General features: G+C 41.0%; 20 protein-coding genes and 1 tRNA gene. 9 read left to right on the forward strand and 12 right to left on the reverse strand.

From position 1 onward, the window contains the following. Window positions 1-183 precede the first annotated feature (183 nt). On the reverse strand, window positions 184-2,085 hold the full coding sequence (locus tag HH214_RS20415; protein WP_169610797.1) for an AAA domain-containing protein: 1,902 nt from the start codon (window positions 2,083-2,085) through the stop codon (window positions 184-186). Window positions 2,086-2,274: 189 nt separating this feature from the next. On the opposite strand from HH214_RS20415, the gene HH214_RS20420 reads away from it, so the two are divergent. Further along, on the forward strand, window positions 2,275-4,125 hold the full coding sequence (locus HH214_RS20420; RefSeq protein ID WP_169610799.1) for a DNA topoisomerase 3: 1,851 nt from the start codon (window positions 2,275-2,277) through the stop codon (window positions 4,123-4,125). Here HH214_RS20420 and HH214_RS20425 read toward each other — a convergent pair. Then, window positions 4,122-4,676, reverse strand: a complete 555-nt coding sequence (locus HH214_RS20425; protein ID WP_169610801.1) for an RNA 2'-phosphotransferase — start codon at window positions 4,674-4,676, stop codon at window positions 4,122-4,124. The genes HH214_RS20420 and HH214_RS20425 overlap by 4 nt on opposite strands. A 112-nt stretch (window positions 4,677-4,788) precedes the next feature. On the opposite strand from HH214_RS20425, the gene HH214_RS20430 reads away from it, so the two are divergent. Then, window positions 4,789-5,493 (forward strand): sulfite oxidase-like oxidoreductase, encoded by a 705-nt coding sequence (locus HH214_RS20430; protein ID WP_169610803.1) that lies wholly within the window; start codon window positions 4,789-4,791, stop codon window positions 5,491-5,493. Window positions 5,494-5,588: 95 nt separating this feature from the next. Here the strand turns inward: HH214_RS20430 and HH214_RS20435 are convergent, their stop codons facing one another. Next, window positions 5,589-6,452: an OmpA/MotB family protein gene (locus tag HH214_RS20435; RefSeq protein WP_169610805.1), complete on the reverse strand. Its 864-nt coding sequence runs from the start codon at window positions 6,450-6,452 to the stop codon at window positions 5,589-5,591. A gap of 321 nt (window positions 6,453-6,773) precedes the next feature. Between HH214_RS20435 and HH214_RS20440 the strand changes: the two genes are divergently transcribed. Beyond that, window positions 6,774-7,169: a hypothetical protein gene (locus tag HH214_RS20440; RefSeq protein ID WP_169610807.1), complete on the forward strand. Its 396-nt coding sequence runs from the start codon at window positions 6,774-6,776 to the stop codon at window positions 7,167-7,169. A gap of 45 nt (window positions 7,170-7,214) precedes the next feature. After that, window positions 7,215-7,976: an SDR family oxidoreductase gene (locus HH214_RS20445; RefSeq protein ID WP_169610809.1), complete on the forward strand. Its 762-nt coding sequence runs from the start codon at window positions 7,215-7,217 to the stop codon at window positions 7,974-7,976. A gap of 84 nt (window positions 7,977-8,060) precedes the next feature. Here HH214_RS20445 and HH214_RS20450 read toward each other — a convergent pair whose 3' ends face one another. After that, complete coding sequence (locus HH214_RS20450) at window positions 8,061-9,068, reverse strand: 2-hydroxyacid dehydrogenase (protein ID WP_169610811.1); 1,008 nt, start codon at window positions 9,066-9,068, stop codon at window positions 8,061-8,063. Window positions 9,069-9,326: 258 nt separating this feature from the next. Here HH214_RS20450 and HH214_RS20455 point away from each other — a divergent pair, with 258 nt between their 5' ends. Together HH214_RS20455 and HH214_RS20460 are read left to right on the forward strand one after the other, a co-directional pair. Then, complete coding sequence (locus HH214_RS20455) at window positions 9,327-10,196, forward strand: glycerophosphodiester phosphodiesterase (protein ID WP_169610813.1); 870 nt, start codon at window positions 9,327-9,329, stop codon at window positions 10,194-10,196. Window positions 10,197-10,358: 162 nt separating this feature from the next. Then, window positions 10,359-11,996: an alpha-amylase family protein gene (locus HH214_RS20460; protein ID WP_169610815.1), complete on the forward strand. Its 1,638-nt coding sequence runs from the start codon at window positions 10,359-10,361 to the stop codon at window positions 11,994-11,996. Window positions 11,997-12,075: 79 nt separating this feature from the next. On the opposite strand, the gene HH214_RS20465 is transcribed toward HH214_RS20460, so the two are convergent. The 8 genes from HH214_RS20465 to HH214_RS20500 all read right to left on the reverse strand — a co-directional run bounded on the left by HH214_RS20465 (window position 12,076) and on the right by HH214_RS20500 (window position 18,122). Then, a complete protein-coding gene (locus HH214_RS20465) occupies window positions 12,076-13,416 on the reverse strand; it encodes a DKNYY domain-containing protein (RefSeq protein ID WP_169610817.1) in 1,341 nt (446 codons plus the stop codon). Between the two features lie 22 nt (window positions 13,417-13,438). Next, window positions 13,439-14,089: a hypothetical protein gene (locus tag HH214_RS20470; RefSeq protein WP_169610819.1), complete on the reverse strand. Its 651-nt coding sequence runs from the start codon at window positions 14,087-14,089 to the stop codon at window positions 13,439-13,441. 267 nt (window positions 14,090-14,356) lie between these two features. Then, window positions 14,357-14,444 (reverse strand) — tRNA-Ser (locus tag HH214_RS20475). Between the two features lie 105 nt (window positions 14,445-14,549). Next, complete coding sequence (locus HH214_RS20480; RefSeq protein ID WP_169610821.1) at window positions 14,550-15,527, reverse strand: YihY/virulence factor BrkB family protein; 978 nt, start codon at window positions 15,525-15,527, stop codon at window positions 14,550-14,552. A 9-nt stretch (window positions 15,528-15,536) separates the two neighbouring features. Continuing rightward, a complete protein-coding gene (locus HH214_RS20485; RefSeq protein WP_169610823.1) occupies window positions 15,537-15,944 on the reverse strand; it encodes an acyl-CoA thioesterase in 408 nt (135 codons plus the stop codon). Further along, entirely contained in the window at window positions 15,944-17,005 is a 1,062-nt protein-coding gene (mltG, locus tag HH214_RS20490) for an endolytic transglycosylase MltG (RefSeq protein WP_169610825.1), read from the reverse strand. The genes HH214_RS20485 and mltG overlap by 1 nt, the downstream gene beginning before the upstream one ends. 18 nt (window positions 17,006-17,023) lie before the next feature. After that, complete coding sequence (locus tag HH214_RS20495; protein WP_169610827.1) at window positions 17,024-17,350, reverse strand: rhodanese-like domain-containing protein; 327 nt, start codon at window positions 17,348-17,350, stop codon at window positions 17,024-17,026. Next, entirely contained in the window at window positions 17,319-18,122 is an 804-nt protein-coding gene (locus tag HH214_RS20500; RefSeq protein WP_169610828.1) for a PASTA domain-containing protein, read from the reverse strand. The genes HH214_RS20495 and HH214_RS20500 overlap by 32 nt, the downstream gene beginning before the upstream one ends. 266 nt (window positions 18,123-18,388) lie before the next feature. On the opposite strand from HH214_RS20500, the gene alaS reads away from it, so the two are divergent. The 3 genes from alaS to mqnE all read left to right on the forward strand — a co-directional run bounded on the left by alaS (window position 18,389) and on the right by mqnE (window position 23,133). Continuing rightward, a complete protein-coding gene (gene alaS / locus HH214_RS20505; protein WP_169611237.1) occupies window positions 18,389-21,109 on the forward strand; it encodes an alanine--tRNA ligase in 2,721 nt (906 codons plus the stop codon). Between the two features lie 165 nt (window positions 21,110-21,274). Then, on the forward strand, window positions 21,275-21,679 hold the full coding sequence (locus tag HH214_RS20510) for a hypothetical protein (protein WP_169610829.1): 405 nt from the start codon (window positions 21,275-21,277) through the stop codon (window positions 21,677-21,679). A 260-nt stretch (window positions 21,680-21,939) separates the two neighbouring features. Then, complete coding sequence (gene mqnE, locus HH214_RS20515) at window positions 21,940-23,133, forward strand: aminofutalosine synthase MqnE (RefSeq protein ID WP_169610830.1); 1,194 nt, start codon at window positions 21,940-21,942, stop codon at window positions 23,131-23,133. The last annotated feature ends 15 nt before the right edge of the window (window positions 23,134-23,148 follow it).

Here is a 23,148-nt window from a genome sequence, read left to right on the forward strand (position 1 = left end):
GTTTTCACGATTAAAGTAGAATAAAGGTTTATAACTTAAATGGGTATAAAGTAGCTAGTGGCCAACAATATAGCAATAAGATCAATTCGCTATGCAACTTAAAATTTTGGAAAATAGATATCATCTGCTATTACTTTCCAAAGTTTAACTCTTATTTATATCCTTATATCTCGCAAGTTTTGCTTACATTAACTCCCATGCACTCTGGTACCCATTAATCTGCTCGGCAAAAGCAATGAAGTCTGTGTAAAAAGGTAATTGTGCCAGGGTTGAGCTATCACCAATTACAACCAGTTTTTTTCGGGCGCGGGTCATGGCCACGTTCATCTGCCGTATGTCAGCAAGGAAACCAATATCTCCTTCGGTGTTACTGCGTGTCATGCTGATGTACACTACATCACGTTCCTGCCCCTGAAAACTATCAATGGTATTTACCGCAATTTTACCAGTATGCTGTTGCAGAACAGGAGAATTAATAAACAACTCGTTCAAAACCCTGATTTGCTGTTTGTAAGGCGAGATAATAGCAATAGTCGGAAAGTTCTCAGTAGTATAATGTTCGTTTAATTCGGTAACGAGTTGTTCCAGGTGCTTGATTAAAAAGGTAGCTTCTTCGGGGTTCGTGGTGCTGGTGCCTTCCAATTTTTCATCAAATCCGCAGCCTGCCGTATCTACAAAAGTCAACGGCATATCGCCTGTAAACAATAATTGATATGCAACCATGCTGTTTGCTTTTAAACGATTTTGGTAAAACTCTTGCGATGAAAACTGCATTATAGCTTCGTTCATGCGGTGTTGTTCTTCCAATAGGATTACAGCTTCGGGGTGCATCGAAATACATTTTTCGAGCAGGGTAGTACTTAAACCACCTTTAGCTGCCTCGGCCGATTTAATGGTAGGTGGCAACTGGCAATGGTCGCCAGCCAAAATCACTTTTTCAGCTTTTAATAGGGGTATCCAACAGGCAGGCTCCAGTGCCTGTCCGGCTTCATCGATAATGGCTGTTTTAAATTTTAAGTTACGTATAGTGTAATGATTAGCACCTACCAGCGTTGCGGCAATTACCTGTGCTTTGCTCACTAAATCATCAACAATGTATTGCTCGGTTTTACTAACATCTTTCATGATTTTATGAGCCTCATCAAACAAGGCTTTACGCTGATCGCGTTCGGCTTTGCCAAAATTACGCTTGTATTTATGGGCCATGTTTTTGTATTCGGCAGCTTGCTTTTTAAGCTTCTTTATTTCTTTTGTCTGCTCGTGCGAGGTCATTTTACTATCCAGCGTTAAAGCCATCAACCGGTCTGATACGCGTGCCGGGTTGCCAATACGCAATACATTTAAACCTTCGCCCGATAGTTTTTCGCTTAGTAAATCAACCGCAGTATTGCTGGGGGCTGTCACTAAAACCTGTTTTTCGCCTTGCTCAATCAAAGCTTTAATGGCTTGAACCAGCGTGGTTGTTTTACCTGTACCTGGCGGGCCATGTACAATAGCTAAATCCTGAGCAGTTATTATTTTTTCAACAGCCGCATGTTGTGAAGCATTCAAGTTATTAGGTCGAGCTGGCTGGTTTATGATAGAAAAAGCTGGTGCTTTATCACCGGTTAATATTTGTATTAACCGGCCTTCTTCAGCTTTTTTACTTAATGCATCAGCTAGTTTGAGTGCATTTTGCATTTCTTCATAGCTATTATCATCAAACAGCAAGTCAACACCAAGTTTTCCGTCTTGGCACCAGTCTGGCAGTTCCTCAGTAAACAAAGTGATTTTCATCCGGTCGCCGCTTTGATAAGTTACTGTTCCTTCAACACGATCTTTAGCAGAATTGTGGTTAGAAAGTAAAGCAGCCGATGCACCAAAACGAAATTGGTGTGCTATGTCCTTATGTGTGGTGCGTTCCAGTTCTACGGTAATATAATCGCCACGGCTAGGCTCTGTTCCGCGAATAGCTACCGGGTACCAGGAAAGGCCATTCGCTCTGCGATCGGCTGCTGAGGTATTTTGGGTAAGTTGCTGATAAGCTTTCCGGTCATCGTTGCGTTCAATATTTAGCAAGTTGAGCAGCTGCTTGAAATAATCCATACTACAAAGGTAATAAAGGGCGGAGTGATTGTGTCAGTATCCTAGAAAGCAACCCATGTAGCAGGCAATTCAGTACATCAGTTTTCCACAAAATTGCGGTATGCTACCGATTTGCTTAATTTTGAATTGAATATAGATGGGTAATAACTGGAACTAAAATCCGGAGAAACTCCACCCTCAATCTACTACATGAAAGTAATCATTGCAGAAAAGCCCTCAGTAGCCCGTGAAATAGCCAAAGTGTTTGGAGCTAACACTAAACGTGAAGGCTATATTGAAGGCAAAGGCTATACTTTTACTTGGGCTTTTGGCCATTTGCTGCAACTGGCCCCACCTCAGGAGTATGGCTTTTATGGATGGAGCGTGCAAAACTTACCCATGTTGCCACAAAAGTTCAAGCTTTCTATTCGGAAGGTAAAAACTAAAGATGGCGTAGTTGAAGATCCGGCAGTTAAAAAACAGCTGGATATTATTAAAAACTTGTTTGAAGAGGCTACGGAAATTATTGTTGCTACGGATGCCGGGCGCGAAGGTGAACTCATTTTCCGATATATCTATTATTATTTAAAATGCAAGAAGCCTTTTAAGCGGCTTTGGATATCTTCACAAACAGATGCAGCCATCAAAGATGGTTTCCGCAACTTGAAGCCTGGAAGTGATTATGATACTTTGTTTAACTCGGCACATTGCCGTTCACAGTCTGATTGGCTGGTAGGCATGAACGCTACGCAGGCGTTAAGTATTTCTGCAGGTACCCGGTCGGTGCTTTCTTTAGGTAGGGTGCAAACGCCTACGCTAGCTATGATTTGCTCCCGGTATATTGAAAACAAAAACTTCGTGCCGCAAACTTATTACCAGGTCAGTATTCAGGTTGATAAAAGAGGGCAGGTATTCAGAGCATTATCTGACAAGAATTTCAAAACCAAAGAAGAAGCCCAAGCTGTATTAGACAAAGTAGAGGATGTACCAACAGGTTTTCCGCAAGGCGCAAATATTATAAGTGTAGAAGCCAAGCCCCGCAAAGAACTACCTCCATTATTGCATGACTTAAGCAGTTTGCAGCAGGAAGCCAACAAGCGGAAAGGGTTTACGGCAGACCAAACCTTATCTATTTTGCAAAGCTTGTATGAAAGCAAACTGGTTACCTACCCACGTACCGGTAGCCGGTATATTGGTGATGATGTATTTGCCGGCATTTCAGCTTTAATTGATAAGTTTACCGGCCATCCGGATTTTGGTAAGCAGGCTATTTATTTGCAAGGCGTTAAGTTGAGCAAGCGTAGTGTAAATGCAAAAAAGGTAACGGACCACCATGCTATTTTACCAACAGGTGAGACTGCACATCAGCTATCTGCTGACCGACAAGCCATATACGACTTGGTAGTAGGGCGCATGTTAGAAGCTTTCCATCAGGATTGTATTAAAGAAATAACCAAGATTGTAGTAGAATCAGGATTTAAATTCATTGCTACTGGTACTGTAATTAGCGTACCTGGATGGCGTGCCGTATTTAACGACACTGATGACGACAAAAAGGATGAAGAGAACCCAGCCTTGCCCAAAGTACAGCAGGGAGAGTTGCTGCCCATAACCGAGAAAGCCTTATTGGAAAAGCAAACCAAGCCCAAGCCACTTTATAACGAAGCTTCCTTACTGAAAGCTCTGGAAACAGCTGGTAAAGAGATTGATGATGATGAGTTGCGTTACGCTATGAAAGACAGCGGTTTAGGTACACCGGCTACACGTGCAGCTATCATTGAAACACTGATTAAGAGAGATTATGTTGCTCGCGAAAAGAAAACCCTGGTACCTACAGGTACTGGGCTTGCTGTTTATGAAGTAGTGAAAGATCAGAAAATTGCGCAGGCAGAACTAACTGGATCCTGGGAAAAAAGATTAGAAGAAATCCGGTCAGGTGCTTCTATAACCGATTTTCAGGAAGAGATTAAAACGTACACCCGCACCATTACTCAGGAGCTATTGAAAGCCGGAGTAAGCCTGAAAGCAAAACCCGGCGCATCTACTCCGGTAAAAGCTTAATGCTGACTACTTGTAATATACTGACGAGGCACGTAGTCGGTTAACCAAACGCCATTATCTGATATATAGAAAGTATATCCATCTTTGTACATGCTCTGTGCATCAATAATTAACACCTCAGGTTGGCCATGTCTCTGTCCAACTTTGATGGCTGTATCGCGGTCTGTACTCAAATGAACATGTTGGCGGCTACGTTTTTCCAGCCCATCCTGCATTATTGATGCTACATGATGTGTAGCAGTGCCATGGTATAGAACATTAGGTGGTTGCATGGGCGTGTATCCCAGATCAATGTTTACTGTATGCCCCTGGCTTGCCCTGATTTGCATATGTGTTTCATTAAAAGCAAACCGCTTTTTATTATTGGTAGCTACTACATGTTCCAGAATAGCAGGGCTGATTTTCATGCCATGGTTATTCATGTGCTGTAATAAAGTGCTCACATCAGTCCATCCATTTTCATCTAGTTCAATACCAATAACATCGGGTTGGTGCCTAAGCACTAAACTTAAAAACTTGCTGATACGGGTAGTTTCTTTATCGCTTAACATTGAAGCGCAAGTTATACTGTTTTATCAGGCATTCCGCATTAATGATGATTTCGGATTTTGATTGTAGTTAGATAGTTTAGTTGCTAACTTTATAGCCAAGCAGAACAGGAATATGGAAGAACCAGATAAATTAGATCGGATAATAGAAGCCCGCATGAAATTAAAAGCGCGGTTTGAAGAAAAAATGAAGCAAACACCTTCCGTTTCCGACAACGCACCTAAAGGCTCAGGACCCGCTAACCGGCATGGTATGCCAGTGGTTCCTATTGGTCAAACCATAACTACTAAATGGCCTGTGTTGGATTTAGGCTATCAGCCTGATATTCTGCTTGACCGCTGGCGATTGTCCATTGATGGTGCTGTGGAAGAGCCTATGCGCTTAACCTGGAAACAATTAATGAACCTGCCACAAACTAAAGATGTTTCTGATTTTCATTGTGTAACCACTTGGTCTAAATTGAACATGCATTGGAAAGGGGTAAGCATGCTGGATTTAGCTGCATTGGTGCGCCCTAAAGAAACTGCCACGCATGTGTTATGCTATGGGTATGATACTTACACTACTAATTTATCTTTAGAAGAAGCTTTGAAACCTGATGTGCTGCTAGTGCATACTTTCGAAGGCCAGCCATTGCCGATTGAACATGGCGGCCCCGTACGCATGATTACCCCACAGCTTTACGCTTGGAAGGGTACTAAATGGATAAAGCGTATTGAATTTTTAACAGCCGATAAATTGGGCTTTTGGGAAGATAGGGGTTATTCAAACACTGCGTACCCTTGGCAAAATGACCGCTATAGTGATGATGAAGATTAAACCACAAGCTTTTATATCAATAAACAACTAAGATAAAGCGAAACGCAACAAAAAAGACCGGTAGCTTTACCGGTCTTTTTAATTTATCAAATTTTTTATTGCTGCGGCTTTTCAGGCGCTTTACCTATCAAATCCATAAACTGATCCAGTTTAGGGGTGATGATAATTTGGGTGCGTCTGTTTTTTATTCTGCCAGCCTCGGTGCTGTTATCAGCTATCGGGTTGTATTCACCACGTCCGCCTGCTGTTAAACGTTTTGGATCTACACCATAGTTGGTTTGTAAAGCCAGAACTACTGAAGAAGCCCTTAAAGCACTTAAATCCCAATTGTTACGAATGTTTTTCTGCGCAATCGGCACATTGTCTGTATTACCTTCAATCAATACATCATAAGTGCTGTAATCATTAATGATCTTCGATATTTTGCTCAGTGTTTCACCGGCAGCACCTGAAATCTCATAGCTACCTGATTTATACAACATATTATCAGCCAATGATATGTAAACCACACCTTTTAACACCTGTACATCCACATCTTTCATTTCCTGCTGACTTAATGAACGTGTTAAATTATTCGTCAAAACCATGTTCAATGAATCGCTTTTGTTCTTAGCGTTCACCAGTTGCTGAATGTATTTGTTTGAGCTGTTAATTTCATCTACCAGTTTTGATATATTAACATTACCCTGACTGCTGGAGTTTAAACATTTGTTCAGCGCTTCTTGTAAGCCTTTAGCATTAGAACGTTCAGAAGCCAGTTGCTCTTCCAAGCTCTTAGCCCGGCCATTTACTACGGCTAGGTTACGTTCACTTAATAAAAACCGACCACGCAAATCGCGGGTATTACTATCTAAGCGATTATACCGCCCTTGCAAATCGGTGTATTTTTTAGTGCTAACACAACTCTGAGCCATAACGGCCACCATAAACAATCCTGGTATTATTAATGGGAATTTCATAAAATAGTATTTTGATGAGTAATAATTAGAATTCATAATTTAACTGCAAAACTCATATAAAGTTTGCTTAATCAACAGGATCGATTCTGTAGCTTAGTTGTTATGTATAAACAATGGATTGAAAAATAACCTCTTAAGTTATTCAAACTGCATGTAGTTTTTAAAACTTTGTTTATAATTTTCTTGTCCGTAAATATCTGTATGTTATTACATTTAATGCCTTTTTATCTATCAAATTGACTACGATCATATTCCTGCGTGATGCGGAGCATTGGGCAAAGGGTGAGATAGAGAGAACTTTGTATTGTAAAGCATTGAATCATGGCAGCAACAATTACAGACAAAGAACTAAATACCGAATTGCAGGAACTGTATTTAACCGGTAAACAATGGCTATCAGATGTAGAATTCCTGAATAGCGAGCAGCATTTTCTGGAGCAATTAATCGCCAACCCTAATTGGAATACCTACTACCAGCCGCATACCAACACAACTACAATAGCTAACACACTAGCTCAGGCTGGCGAAAGGCACCGCCAGTTGTACCTAAACATTGTTCATTTCATGAACGAGTTGGAACCCTTAATTACAGGCACGTCAAATACAATAGGCATTCGCCTTATTGAAGATTTTTCAACCTTACAGTACGAGGTAAATGAAGCGCTTTTTTCATTAAAAGCAATAAAGTACTACGTGGTTGATTCCAAAATCAACTAAGAAGCTACCAAGTATTAATTTATTTCCTGTTTCCAAGCAAAAAGTATGAATAAGCTAGAGAATAAAGTAGCGGTTATTACCGGTGCTGCTGCGGGTATGGGTAAAGCCATAGCTCAACTGTATGCTAAAGAAGGTGCAAAAGTAGTATTATCAGACATTAACGAAAGTGGCATTAAGCAAGTTGCTGAAGAAATTAATGCTATAGGTGGTATGGCCATTGCAGTACCTGGAAATATTGCTATCCAACACGATGTGGATGCTTTGATTGATACGGCAGTAAATACTTATGGTACACTGGATATTCTGGTCAACAATGCTGGTATCATGGACAACTTTGTACCTGCCGAAGAAGTAACAGACGAACTTTGGGAACGAGTAATGGGTGTTAACTTAACAGGACCTATGCGTACCATCCGTAAATCGTTACCAATTTTTAGAACAAAAGTATCGGGCACCATTATTAATATTGCTTCTGTTGGAGGGTTACAAGGTTCAAGAGCAGGAGCAGCCTACACTGCCTCAAAACATGCATTAATTGGTCTAACCAAAAATGTGGCTTTTCAGTATGCGGATCAGGGAGTTCGGTGTAATGCTATTGCACCTGGTGGCGTTAACACCAGTATTGGCGATACTATCCAATCACCCAACCAGTTCGGACTGCAGAAAGCCATTTCTGGCGCTGCATTCAATCCGCGTAGTGGTGAAGCAGATGAGATTGCTACCATAGCATTATTCCTTGCTTCAACTGATGCCAGCTTTGTAAATGGTGCCGTAATTGTTGCTGATGGCGGCTGGACTGCTTATTAAATATATTGCTTATATTTCTGACAAGTATAAAATAAGGGCTACTGTTTAAACAGTAGCCCTTATGCATATCGTGATGCATATCGGTTATATCAAAATAACTGCAGGATCAGGCTCTTCACCCTTATTTAATTGTTGAACGTTATGCAACGTTGTTTCGGCAATTTGTGAAAGGGCTTCTTCGGTAAAAAACGCCTGATGCCCGGTAACAAGCACGTTCGGAAAGCTCATCAAGCGTTGAATGGTATCATCTTCTATAATCATACCGGAAAGGTCTTTAAAAAACAACTTGTCTTCTTGCTCATATACATCAATGCCTAAGTACCCAATTTGCCCGGTTTTAAGTGCCTCGATGGTATTACTGGTATGAATAAGTCCGCCACGGCTAGTATTGATAATTGTTACCCCTGGCTTCATCAAGTTTAATGTTTCCTGACAAATCAAGTATTTGTTGTCAGGCGTAAGTGGGCAATGTAATGATAGTATATCCGCCTGCTTCAACACTTCTTCAAATGTGCTATACTGTACGCCTAAGTTGCTCAACTCGCTATCTTCAAACAAATCATAAGCTACTACTTTACACCCAAAACCTAGCATAATTTTGCAGAAGGCCCTACCAATCTTCCCGGTGCCAATAACACCAACCGTTTTGCCATGCAAGTTAAAGCCCAGCAATCCGGTTAAAGCAAAATTTTGTTCACGTACCCGGTTGTAAGCTTTGTGTGTTTTTCGGTTTAGGGTCAGTAACATGGCTACGGCATGCTCAGCCACAGCCTCTGGTGAGTAGGCGGGTACACGGCATACACGAATACCTAGCCGTTTGGCAGTTTCCAGATGTACGTTGTTAAAACCCGCACAACGCAAAGCAATTACTTTAACACCTTTGTCGGCTAGTACTTCAATAACTTCTGCGGTTAGCTTATCATTCACAAAAACACAAACTGCAAATGTTCCTTCATCTACGGCATTTACAATATGCGGGCCTAAATGGGTTTCCAAAAAATCTAACTCAAACCCATAAGCTGCATTATGTTGCGTGAAGAAAGCCTTATCATAAGGCTTAGCTGAAAAAAACAGGATTTTGTTTGCTTCCATAATTGTTGAAATAAAACTTTTTAACTGTGTTTAGTTCCCTTCTTGGATAATTAAAACCGTAAGATTAGTTGAAATTAATTTGATCTGCAATCCTAAACGCAGGATTTTTATACCAACCCCATACAGTTTATCTGTTAAACCATTACCATTTAAGCTTACTGTAATTTAAAGATGCCTTAACATTCATGTGGTACTTTTGAACTTAGTAGTTTGATTATACAAACATCTTAAATAGCCTGACATAAAAGCCCTAAGTGTATGCAACCTTATCAAAAAGTACTATTGTTGTTGATAATGATTTTTATATCAACATCCGCACAATCTCAACCAAGCTTTGACAAAGAAGGGCATCGTGGCTGCCGGGGATTACTTCCGGAAAACTCAATTCCGGCAATGAAAAAAGCCATTGATCTTGGAGCTACTTTAGAAATGGATATTTCTTTCAGTGAAGATAAAGTTCCAATTATCTCACATGATCAACATATTAATTCATCAATCGCCTTAAAACCGAACGGAGATACGATCAGCAAGGAGGAGGAAAAATTACTTGTGTTATACCAGATGAATTATGCAACTATTAGAAAGTATATTTGTGGTCAAAAATACTACCCGCTTTTTCCTCAACAGCAACTGGTAAAAACATGTATTCCAACACTGGCAGAGCTTATTGACAGTGTAGAAACTTATGCAAAGCGGTATCACAAGCCCTTACCGCAATACAATATTGAAACGAAAACCACTCCCGCCGGCGATAATAAACTCCATCCAGCACCAGAAGAATTTGTTGAACGAATGATGAAGGTGGTGCTTTCAAAAAAAATTGTAAAAAGAGTTATCATTCAGTCGTTTGATCCGCGTACACTAGAAATTATTCATCAGAAGTACCCTGAAATTCCAACTTTATATTTGGTTCAGGCAAAGGATTTAAAAGAAAATTTGTCAAAACTATCTTTTACGCCTAGTATTTACAGTCCTGCATTTAAGTTAGTTAATGAGCAGCTAGTTAGAGATTGCCATGCTTTGAAAATTAAGATCATTCCATGGACGGTTGACACAGAAGCTGATATTAAGAAACTAAAAGCATGGGGAGTGGACGGTATAATTTCTGATTACCCGAATTTGCTATAATACAAGTTATCTCACTTTAAATTACAGCCACCATAGGGTTAAACTCAAATCCTATAATAGATGAGGTAAAATTCATTCCGATAAATATTACAATTTATTATGCAGGTCTGAATAATAAGAAACTATATTGGTTGCGTAAAATACATTTAGAGCGGAATCTATATGCACAGACGTAATTTTTTAAAGCTTTCGGCTACAACAGCTGCCACTATATTGTATAGCAGAATAACTTACGCTAGTAGCGCAAATTTGACTTTAATTAACCATCCGGATGAAGCATGGGCAAAGTTTGATGATCATTGGGTGAAGCTAACCAGCGCTGGCGGTAACGTGTTCTCTTACCAGGATATTCATGTAGAACTGAAAACCAGTGGACATGCAAAGTCAGTTTATATACAATCCCCCTCAATAAGCTTGCAAGGCATCAGGCTGCAATGGAAGTACAACACCTCATCCTATGCTAAGGTGTTGGGCGACCACTGGGAACGCTCTTATGGTGATTTGGCTTGGAACGCTCCTCAAACAGGCGTTAAATTACCCTGGTATATACTTCTGCATGATACACATCACACCGCCTGCTTTGGCGTAAAAACTTGCCTTAATACCATTTGCTACTGGACGATTGATGATAACGCTATTGAACTAATGATGGATACACACTCCGGGAGCGTTGGCGTAAAGCTGGGACAAAGAAAGCTACATGCTGCTGACATTGTGGTATCTGATAGTAAAATAGGAGAAACGCCTTTTGCAACAGCTACCCGTTTTTGCAGTATAATGTGTGCTAAACCACGGCTGCCTAAACAACCTGTTTACGGCATTAATGACTGGTATGCGGTATATGGCAACAATTCGTTCAATAGTATAAAGAGCCAGACTGCCTTTATGGCCGAGCTAGTAACCGATGTGGCTAACCGGCCTTTTTCGCTTATTGATGATGGCTGGCAGGTGCCTGATGACTTTTCAAAACCCAACGAGAAGTTTAAGGATATGCGTCTTATGGCTCAAGAAATTAAACACTTGGGCATGCGCCCCGGACTGTGGACACGGCCATTGGTGGCAAAGGACAATGATAAACCTAACTTGCTAGCGCCTAAAATAAAAGGCAGAAACGAAGGAATTAAAGACTTAATACTAGACCCAACTGTACCTGAAACCATTGAGCGGATAAAATATAACCTAACTACTTATCGTTCGTGGGGGTATGAAATGGTAAAGCATGACTTTACATCGTATGATATATTTGGCCGCTGGGGTTCTCAAATGAAAGATGAGTTTACCGTGCCAGGCTGGAAGTTTAATGATGATACCAAAACCAATGCGGAAATTATCAATCATTTGTACCACTCCATTAGGGAAGCTGCCGGAGATATGTATGTAATTGGTTGTAACACGATGAGCCACCTATCGGCTGGGCTATTTGAATTGAACAGAATAGGAGATGATACCAGTGGGAAAGAATGGGCTCGTACGCGCAAAATGGGGGTTAATACCTTAGGTTTTCGCTTACCGCAACATAACACCTTTTATGCGGCCGATGGAGATTGTGTAGGTTTAACGAAAGATGTACCTTGGGGTAAAAACAAGCAATGGCTGCAACTATTGGCAGAAAGCGGGGCTCCATTATTTATTTCAGCAGAGTTAGAAGCTATAGGGGCAGAGCAAAAGGCGGCTGTTAAAGAAGCTTTTGCCAGAGCCGCAAAAGTGCAACCTACTGGCGAGCCGCTGGATTGGATGGTAAACCCGTACCCTTCCAAGTGGAAGCTCAATGGGAGAGTAGTTGATTTTAACTGGGGTTAAGCTATATAATGAAAAGGAGTTAGTGTATAAATTGCATGAGTTATTGGGGTTACAGAGCAACTGTTAAGTCTGCTAGCCGTTAATAATCATCGTAAACAGAATCTGCCTTGAGTAGGTTTTTGTAGAACTGTAAACTGAAGATAGAAGTTCCACTATCATCCCTGATGAATTTTGATAGGCCATCATTAGTAGGAAGCTGCTCAGTTGTTCCATCCGCCTTCATCAACATCAAGCCGGGACTGTAATTGCCTTGGGCATGAAAGCTCGGGTGGAAATAAGTAAGTTTTCCCGACCGGTATAGAGTGCCTTCTATTTTATTCTGGGTAACAAAGCTACCCGCCGCTTTAAAAGTGTGCGGATTAGCCTCCTTTACCACGCATAGTCCCGTTGTGTGTCCTATATATTGAGGCATACGTCCGCCAGATCGGTTCCACTTACCGAACGTAAAATATAGGTGCCGATTGTCTGTAAAAATGCCGCGATCGATCTTGGAAAATGGTGTACTATTATCGCGGCTACCCATGAAAACCAACTCATGTCTATCCGTATCATAGCAGTAAATTTCGGTGCCTTGGTAAAAAATGCCATACCAGCCAAAACCTTTATCTAGGCTGAGTAATTTCAGCTGCGTTTTTGCCTCATCCTGATCCACTAGTACTTCATGCTCCTCATTAAAATAATGCACACCATCAAACGCGTACTGCGTATCCCACGCGTCGTCTTCTACCTTCAAGAAGGTAAATGCTGAAGGTTGTGCTCCCTTTATGCATATACCACGGAAATAGACATGATTCCGGTCTCGAATGTATTCATCAGGTGGATTTCCATGTTCTGTATCATAAATAATGGCTTGTAGAGAATTAGCATCTGCTCCAATGACTACGTTTTGTTTGTAGTACAAATGTTTTCCATCTGCAGCATAATAATTCCTGATGTAGTGGAACGAAGCCGAATCTGCCGTTTTCAAATGTGTGTTCCCGTAGAAAATGCCATGCTTAGTCTTACAAAAATTATTACCCATGTAAATTACTTCTTCGGGTTTCAAACCAGGTACAATTGCCGTTTTAAAAAATACATGCCTGGCATCTTTGCCCATTGTTCCGCGATCATTTACCGTATTAAAAGCCTTGAAGGTACCTGCATCTGCACTATCCACATCATAGTAACCTGAGCCCACTTTAAGATAATAGATTTTTCCATTTCCGCGGCTGTAACGGCTGTAAGGAAGGTCTTGTGCCTCGCCAATGTTAGAAAGGCCTTGTTGTTCATTGTCCAAATAGATTTTCCAGATAATGACGACTATAACCGCAATGAAGATAACAATCAGTGCATAAAAGGCAATTTTGGCGCTTTCACGAAAATTCATTTTACTTCTGACCAGTTGTTTACTATTAGCATCCTGCGGAACTTTTTTACTCATGAATCCCATAGGTGACATTTAGTTAAAACATAAATATGGCAACGTGCAAAATAATGATACTTATAGCATAAACTTGCAACGCTTTATATCGCTCGTACCACCAGGTTGCACCCAAGCAGCAACCTAGAAAACTCATAAGCGAAACAAACATGGCTAATACCCCATAGTTACTGCGGAATACAAATAAGTAAAGGTCCAGGTAATACCCGCTACGCGACGAGTGGTTTGGTATTAGGAGCAAGTAAAAGAAAGGTATTGTGCGGTTTCTGTTCTGTAAGGCGTTCCAATCCTGCTTTCGGATAAATAAGCTAACCTGCCGTTGCTGCCGGGGTTTTAACTGTGGTTGCAAGTAGTAGATCGGTTCAATTGCAGTATGTGGTGGCGGCTCATGAATATCATAAAGCAAGTTTCGGATAAAAAGATCATGAAGCCCTTCATCATATCGTACAAAGCTAGTACGGTATTCTTCCAGGCTGAAAATTCTGCGACGCGTGCTATGCGTACCCTTTCTTTCAAATGAGTGAATAGTTCCGCTAATTGGTACTAAAGAGCGGTCAATCTCATAGGTGTACCACCCAAAATAGCCTGCTAGTAATAGAGGTACAAGGAATGTGCCTAGCAAACATAGTCTGTTCTTAATAACCACTAGTTGCCTTTCTAAATTCCTGCTCATGCCTAATTTTGTATAGCCTTATCCAACAAAAGTTTTTTTAATAATTTATTCTAGTCCATTATTGTACTGCAGCCTTTTATTACAGAATAGATGCTATACTTTGAGTATTAATGGCGCAATAATCAGCCACAAGATACTAATTCTAGAAAGCTTCATGATCGTTGCGGGAGACAAACCATCTTATATATGAATGCTTTGAGATGCATAAGAAACAGAAAAGCCCTTAAATTAATAATTTAAGGGCTTTCGGAAGTTTAACTTCTTATCTGGCGGAGAGTTAGGGATTCGAACCCCAGGACCTGTTACAGTCAACAGTTTTCAAGACTGCCGCAATCGACCACTCTGCCAACTCTCCGGGGACAAAAGTACAAATCCGGACTGAATTGGCAAATTTGATTTTCATTTTTTTTGATAAAGTGCCTCTTTGTTGAAAAAGTGATTGATTATCAAGGAGAAAAATTTATTGAATGACCCTGTTTTTGTGGTTACGGAAGGTATTTACACGTGGTTTTACAATCTTGATGCTGCGTTTAGATAGGTCAACGCTGGCATTTAATTCGAATCCGATGAGAATTATTAATGAATTTAGGTATAACCACAGCATCATAACGATGAGTGTACCTATAGATCCGTATATTTTATTGTAAGAGGAAAAATGATTGATATAGTAAGAAAAACCCAGTGAGGTAAGTACAGCCAGGGTAGTAGCCAGTATAGAACCCGGACTTAAAAACTTCCAACGGCGTTTATGAGCAGGGCCGTAGCGGTATAGAATAGATACTACCACGAAAAAGATAACCACAACAATAATCCAGCGGATCAAAGCAATGAGGTAAAACCAAATGCGCCACGTAGAAAAAACATGCGACTTCAAAAAGTGAACAACGGCTTGCCCGGCAATAAGTATGGCTATAGCGCTGAACAGTGAACAACTAATTACAATAGTTAACACCAATGATATTAAACGCCGTTTCATCCAGCTACGGTTTTCTAGCGTTAGCGATGATTTATTGAAGGCTTGCATCAGGTTGTAAACACCATTGGCTGCAAAATACAAGGCGGAAGCAAAACCGAAGGAGAGGAGCTTGCCATTTTGATTTTTGACAATATCCATGATGGTACCTTTCATTGCTGAAAAGGCGTTGGCTGGCAATATAACTGAAAGCAAATCAAGTAATTTGCCTTGAAAATTATGTATGGGTATAAAGGGGATAAGTGTAAACAAGAATATAGTAGCCGGAAACATGGCCAGCATAAAGTTGTAGGCCAATGCCGAAGCCCGGTTAATGAGTGAGCTCTTTTGTAACTCGCCAATAAAGAAAACTGCTATAGTATATAGTGGCAATGGCCGGAAGCCTGGCAGGAATACAGTTTTAGTCCATTCAATAAACGCCCGATAAACACTTATCCTTAACAACAATCGGTGCAGCCTCTTCATTAACCAAAGTTAATCAAAATAAGGCTTGATACGGTCTATAAATTCCTGCGGGGGCAGGCAGGGGCGTTTAGTTTCTTTATTTAAAAAAGCCAGCAGGGTTTCAGCTACATGAATTAGTTCATCTTGAGAATTATATAACTCGTATTTAAAATGAATTTTAATACCCGACATTTTCTCCTGTATCACCTTTACTGTAATTTCATCATCATACAAAGCTGGTTTCAGGAAACGTCCTTTCATTTCCAGTACGGGCATAATTACGCCGTTTTCTTCCATCCACTTGTAATCTAACCCTATGCTGCGTAGCATTTCAATACGGCCTACTTCATAAAACTGTGCATAATTGCCATGATATACCACGCCCATTTGGTCGGTTTCGCTATAACGTATCCGAAGTTTAGTACTATGAACGAGCATTATTTCTTAATCCCCCTTTCATTAAGCGCTTGCTGGAAGCGGTGGGCATTAGCCAAATGGTCGGCTACGTTATTAGCAAAGTTATGATAGCCTGAAAAGTCTTCTTTGGCACACATATAAATGTAGTCGCTCTTCTTATAATCCAGCACCGAATTTACAGCGTTAATAGATGGCATCATAATAGGTCCTGGAGGCAGACCTGTATGTTGGTAAGTGTTATAAGGTGAATTGTTTGTCAAATACTTGTTCAGCACCCGGTGAATGGTAAAATCACCGGTTGCATAAATTACAGTTGGGTCAGCTTCCAGCTTGATGCCCCGGTGCAAGCGGTTTAAATACAAGCCTGCTATGGTAGGCATTTCATCATCATGTAAAGCTTCAGCATCAACAATAGAAGCTAAAATTGAAACCTGAATAGGTGTTAAGTTTAAAGCTGCTGCTTTTTGCTTGCGCTCGGCATTCCAGAATTTTTCATATTCCTGATGCATTCGTTTAAAGAAATTGATCCCGGTTGTGTTCCAGTAAAATTGGTAAGTGTTAGGCAAAATCATGGTGTACACGTTTTCGGGCGTAAAACCATAATGGGCTACAAACTTGGCTGAATCCAGTAACCCGATCAATACTACCGAATCGGGCTCTAGCTGTTTGGAAACATAGCTGGCAAATTGTGTTTTTAAACGTAGTTTACTGGAAGAATGGAACGCTAGTTGTACAGGCTCCTGCTCGCCCAGTTGCAACATCCTGATTAAGGTATGATTGCTCATGCCGCTTTTTAAACGATACTTTCCAGGTTTTACACGGTCGGTGTACTTCATGTTATGCGCAGCCCACAAAAAAGAGGTAGAATCTTTCACAATGCCTTCTTCACGTACAGTTTGGTAAACTTCCGGAAAGCTGGCACCGGTGTGGATGTACAAAAACTCTTGCTTGCCAGTTACATTCGGCCCAAAATAGCGCAGGTAGTAAAAGATACCAGTAAGCGCCAGCGACACAATAATAAGCACCACCAAAGCAATAATAAACTTTTTAAACGTGCTGCCTGATGAAGTTTGATTAGCCATAGCTATGTATAAAATATTTTATTGTTGTAGTTTTCTTAAAGCCAGCAATCCGCCGGTCAGGTTTCTTGCTTGTGTATAACCATTTTCAAGCAAAATAGATTGTGCTGTTTTACTTCTTAACCCGGCCTGACAAACCAATACTATTTCATCTCCCTGGTGTTGGCTGATGTTACTCAGGCTTTCAGCTAGTTTAGACAAAGGAATATTAATGCCACCTATATTATAGGTATGGTATTCAACCGGCTCCCGCACATCCAGTAAAAACAGATTTTCAGCATTTTGCAAACGCTGCTTTAGCTCAGTAGCGCTAATTTCAGGGTTGTGGTGGCTCGGGCTGTTGTTCATCTTGCTTTTTAGCTTGTGAAACAGTTAAATTAACACGGGTGCCAATACTGGTTTTACTGGTTGAATCCGTTCGCATCGGTGATTGCGATACCACTACCAGGCTCGATGAATCAGTAATCGCTCCCTGATAAGTAATCGTTCCCAAAGTTAAGCCTGAACCTTTTATGGCGAAGCGTGCAGCATCCAAATCCTGGTTCATTAAATCGGGTATATCTACCTCATTAGCACCTGCACCATCACCTAATACCAAATCAACCTTTGAACCTTTAGGTAAACGGAATCCGGTTTTAATTGGCTGTCCATTAAAGCTGATTTCCAGAATGCGATCGCGAGCAATATCGGGCTTGTACGTAGTGTCACCAACTCTTAAACCATTGTTTGATAATATAGCAGCGGCTTCGCGGTAAGTACTTTGTTCAATATCCGGTAAAGAGATAGTTGGAGCCTGGGTAGTTACCATAGTGAGGTAAATAGTACGTCCTTCTTTCACGTTAGTACCTGGGTCAGGGTCTTGCTGAATGATGGTACCAGGCGTTTTATCCTGCACATACACTGAGTCAATCTGATAACGGAAGCCTTGCTGGTCTAGCAAGGCCGTAGCGCGTTCAACAGGTAGGCCGCTTAATTGCGGTACCGGTATGCCCGAACCATGCCGTGTGTACTGGCCTAAACTTAAATAAGCAATGAGCACAATAGCCAATACCGTACCTATGGCCGCCAGAAAGTTGTTTCGAAAGTCTTTAGTTTTTAAATAAGTCCAGAATTTATTCATCTGCGGCTGTCAAAAAATTCACCAAACATACTGAAAAAGAACCAAGCGCAAAGAACCAAGAAACAAGACTTTTTCATTTTAATACGGATATAATTACTATTTCTTTGTGAGCAAGTAGTTTAATAATATAAGAAGCTTAATACTTGCTATTACGCAAAGCTTGGTCATTATTTTGTGCCTTTTAACTTCAATAGTCTAAGTCCTGGTTCTTGATTCTTGGCTCTTGGTTCTAAAACCTCTATCTTTGCAAACTTATTTTTGCAATGATGACAGCTCAACAGATACGGCAAGCTTTTCTGGACTTTTTTGCTTCTAAGGGACATACCATTGTTCCATCAGCACCTATTGTGGTCAAGAACGACCCTACGCTGATGTTTACCAATGCAGGTATGAACCAGTTTAAGGATATATTTTTGGGCGAGAGTGCGGCCAAATATCCGCGTGTGGCTGATACGCAACGTTGTTTACGGGTATCGGGCAAGCATAATGACTTGGAAGAGGTTGGTATTGATACTTACCACCACACCATGTTTGAAATGCTGGGCAACTGGAGCTTTGGCGATTATTTTAAACAGGAAGCAATTGCCTGGAGCTGGGAGTTGTTAACTAAAGTATATGGCATTTCTGCCGACCGCCTGTATGTAACTGTGTTTGAAGGAGACGAGAAAGAGCAATTGCCACGCGACCAGGAAGCTTACAATTATTGGAAGCAACACATTGCAGAAGACCGCATTTTATTAGGTAACAAGAAAGATAATTTTTGGGAAATGGGCGAAACCGGCCCATGCGGACCATGTTCTGAAATACATTATGATGGCAGGAGTGAGGAAGAAAGAGCTCGGGTAGATGGTAAAGCCTTAGTGAATGCCGATGATCCGAACGTAATTGAGATTTGGAACAACGTGTTCATGCAGTTTAACCGTTTAAAAGATGGTTCGTTACAAGCACTGCCTGCTCGACACGTAGATACAGGTATGGGCTTTGAGCGCTTGGTACGCGTACTGCAAGGCAAAACTTCCAATTATGATACGGATGTTTTCCAACCATTAATTCAATTCATAGCTGAAAAAAGTGGCAAGCCTTACAACGCTGCTGCTACACCAGGCACCGAAGGATGGAACGAAGCTGTAGCTATGCGTGTAATGGCAGACCATATCCGCGCCATCAGCTTTGCTATTGCCGATGGACAATTACCATCTAATAACAAAGCAGGATATGTAATCCGCCGTATTTTGCGTAGGGCTGTACGTTATGCTTATCAATACTTAGGATTCAAAGAACCCTTCTTAAATCAACTGGTACCATTATTAGCTGAACAATTTAAAGGGGTGTTTGATGAATTGTGGAGCCAAAAGGATTTTGTACAAAAGGTAGTTTCAGAAGAAGAAAATGCATTTTTAAGAAATTTGGAGCTAGGTTTACGTCGTCTTGATACATATTTCGATCTGTCAAATGAAATGGGAATAGCGACTCATCTAGATGAGGATGTAGCTGAACACATTAAAATAAAAAGGGAGTTTAATGAAGATCGAAAAAATAGACTAGTGAATGGAACTTTTGCCTTTACACTATCAGATACATTTGGGTTTCCACTTGATTTAACGGAGTTAATAGCTCGTGAAAAAGGCTTCAACGTAAATGTAGAGCAATTTGAGCATGAGCTGCAACAGCAAAAGAACCGTTCACGTGCTGCAACAGCTATAGATACTGGCGATTGGGTGATTTTGCAGGATGATGATAGTGTTGAGTTCACCGGTTATGATGAAACGGAAACCGTGGCACATATTATCAAATATCGTAAGGTAAAAACTAAAGGAAAGGAACAATACCAGATAGTGCTGGATAAAACTCCTTTTTATGCGGAAAGCGGTGGCCAGGTAGGTGATGTGGGTGATTTGATTTTTCCGAATGGTGATATTATACCGGTGACAGATACCAAAAAAGAAAACGGCTTGATCGTGCATTTTACTGACACCTTGCCGCAGGATATGAGCGATGCATTAACCGCCTATGTAGATCCGGAACGCCGTTTAAGTATCGAAAATAACCACTCTGCTACGCATCTGCTACACGCTGCACTAAAACAGGTATTGGGCAGCCACGTCAACCAAAAAGGTTCGTTAGTAAACGAGAATAACCTGCGGTTCGACTTTTCACATTTCAGCAAAGTAACGGAAGAGGAGCTGGCTCAAATTGAAGCTATTGTAAACCAAAAGGTACGTGAGAACATTGCTTTGCAAGAAGAACGCAATGTGCCTTATCAGCAAGCTATCAGCAGTGGCGTTACGGCATTGTTTGGTGAAAAGTACGGCGACTATGTGCGTGTAATTACCTTTGATGAAACCTTCTCAAAAGAGCTTTGCGGTGGTACGCATATTCAACATACAGGCCAGATTGGTTACTTTAAAATAGTTAGTGAAAGTGCTGTAGCTGCTGGCGTACGCCGTATCGAAGCAATTAGTGGTATCGCTGCCGAAAACTTTATTACCGAGCAGGCTCGTTTGGTGCAGCAATTAAAAGAGTTGTTAAAAAATCCGAAAGATGTAACCAAAAGCATTGAAACTTTATTGGACGAAAACAGCCGACTGAAAAAAGAGATTGAAAAATCTATTCAGGAAAAAGCAGCCGGTTTAAAAACAGAGCTGGCACAAAAGGCTGAAGCCGTTAATGGCATTAACTTTATTGCCCAAAAGGTGGAATTACCCAATGCCGAAGCGGTAAAAACCTTAGCCTATCAGTTGAAAGATATCGTATCAGATTTGTTCCTGGTATTGGCTGCCAATTTTGATGGCAAACCGAACTTAACAGTCATGATTGCTGAAGACCTGGTAAAATCACGTAACTTGAATGCCGGTGCCATTGTGCGTGACTTGGCTAAAGAAATTCAAGGCGGCGGCGGCGGTCAGCCATTCTTTGCCACTGCTGGCGGTAAAGATGCAAGTGGCTTAGATAGGGCTTTGGCTAAAGCAAAAAGCTTTGTACTATAATACAGTTATACAATATAATTAATAGCAAAGGGCAGGTGTTTAACATCTGCCCTTTGCTATTAATTATAAAACTGGCATTGCTATCAGCCAGAAAACAGCGTAATAAAGCATCATAGCCTGTTACAATACTTGGTATTTACACGTAATCAGGTAAAGCCTTTGACTATGAAGAATATTTACGTTATTGTTCTGCTCTTAAGCAGCGTTACTGCTGCATGTAAGAAATCCAAAATACACAGTTCCTCGTCTGTTATCGGAAAATGGAAATTAGTAAGCTACTCCGGAGGAGTTGCCGGGTTCAAACATCATCCAGCTACCGAAGATGTAGTACTTTCCATTTCTATTGATAGCCAACTAACAGTGTTCAACAGTAATGTTTCCCAATCAACGGTGCGCTATGTTACTAATGAGCATTATGCCTTTTCGTCAAGCTATAATGCACCTGGTATACAATTAGGTTCAGAGCGGTGGCAACTTTATAGCATTAGTCATGGCTTACGTGACACGTTAAGTATAGGTTGGTACAATTCACCTGATTTCCTATATCCGGAATACGAGAGGATTAAATAGGTACGTTGAAGTTATTGCTAGGCAAGATTTATCAGGTGGTCAGAAATATAACTAAACAACAGAATGTTTAGTTATAAAATGGTGACAAACTAATGCCACCACTGCCAATGGTTTGTCAGTGTTACAGGGTGTTACAGGTGTTACACACTGAAACATGTAACACCTGTAACACTACTCTGGTCAAGCCCTCGCCGCTAATGTTACAAACAAGTGATACACCATAGTTGCATAATCATTAATTTTGCTGCAAACACATATACATGGATGCTGAACAATCATTAAGGGTACTACTCGAAGATACCCGTTTGGCTGATGACCTGAAAGATATTGCCCGTAAAGTGCTCAACCATGAGCGTATCAACTTTGAAGAAGGCGTTATATTGTACGAAAAAGGTGAGCTCAGTTATTTGGGCGTATTGGCCAACTATATCCGCGAGCAGCGCCACGGAGATAAAACTTACTTCAACCGCAATTTTCATATTGAACCTACCAATCTATGCGTGTACGATTGCAAATTCTGCTCATATTCCCGCTTGATTAAACAGCGTTCGGAAGGCTGGGAGTACACGATGGAAGATATGCTGAACATCGTTAAGAAATACGATGATGAGCCAGTGACCGAAGTGCACATTGTAGGTGGTGTATTGCCGCAGTATGATATGCCTTTCTATCAGCAGCTTTTTAGTTCTATAAAAGCGCACCGTCCCGAACTGCATGTAAAAGCTTTAACACCGGTAGAATATCATTACATCTTTAAAAAAGCCAAGGTAGATTATGCCACCGGTATGCGCCTGATGAAAGAGTCTGGCTTGGAATCAATGCCAGGTGGCGGTGCCGAAATTTTTCACCCGGATGTACGCGAGCTGATTGCCAAAGATAAATGTACAGCCGACCAATGGCTGCAAATTCATGAGGAGTGGCATAAGCTGGGTATGCGCTCCAACGCGACTATGCTGTACGGCCACATTGAGCAATATTGGCATCGGGTTGACCATATGGAACGTCTGCGCCAATTGCAAGATCGTACCGGCGGTTTCCAGACTTTCATTCCATTAAAGTTCCGCAATAAAGACAACCAGATGTCGGACATTCCTGAATCATCTGTGATAGAAGATTTACGCAATTATGCTATAGCCCGCATTTATCTGGAGAACTTTGATCATATCAAAGCATACTGGGCCATGATTAGCCGTACCACCGCACAATTATCTTTAAACTTTGGTGTGGATGATATTGATGGTACTTTAGATGATACTACCAAAATATACACCATGGCAGGTGCTGAAGAACAAACCCCTGGCATGAGCACCAAACAACTGGTTGAGCTGATTAAAGCAGTGGGCCGTCAGCCTATTGAACGGGATACTTTATATCATGTAGTTACTGATTACAGCAACCATGATTTTATTGACGAACCCAAACCACAATTTTACAAGCTGCCTGTTGTAAACTAAAGCAGCTGTTATAAA

Source organism: Mucilaginibacter robiniae, from assembly GCF_012849215.1.
Lineage (GTDB): Bacteria > Bacteroidota > Bacteroidia > Sphingobacteriales > Sphingobacteriaceae > Mucilaginibacter > Mucilaginibacter robiniae.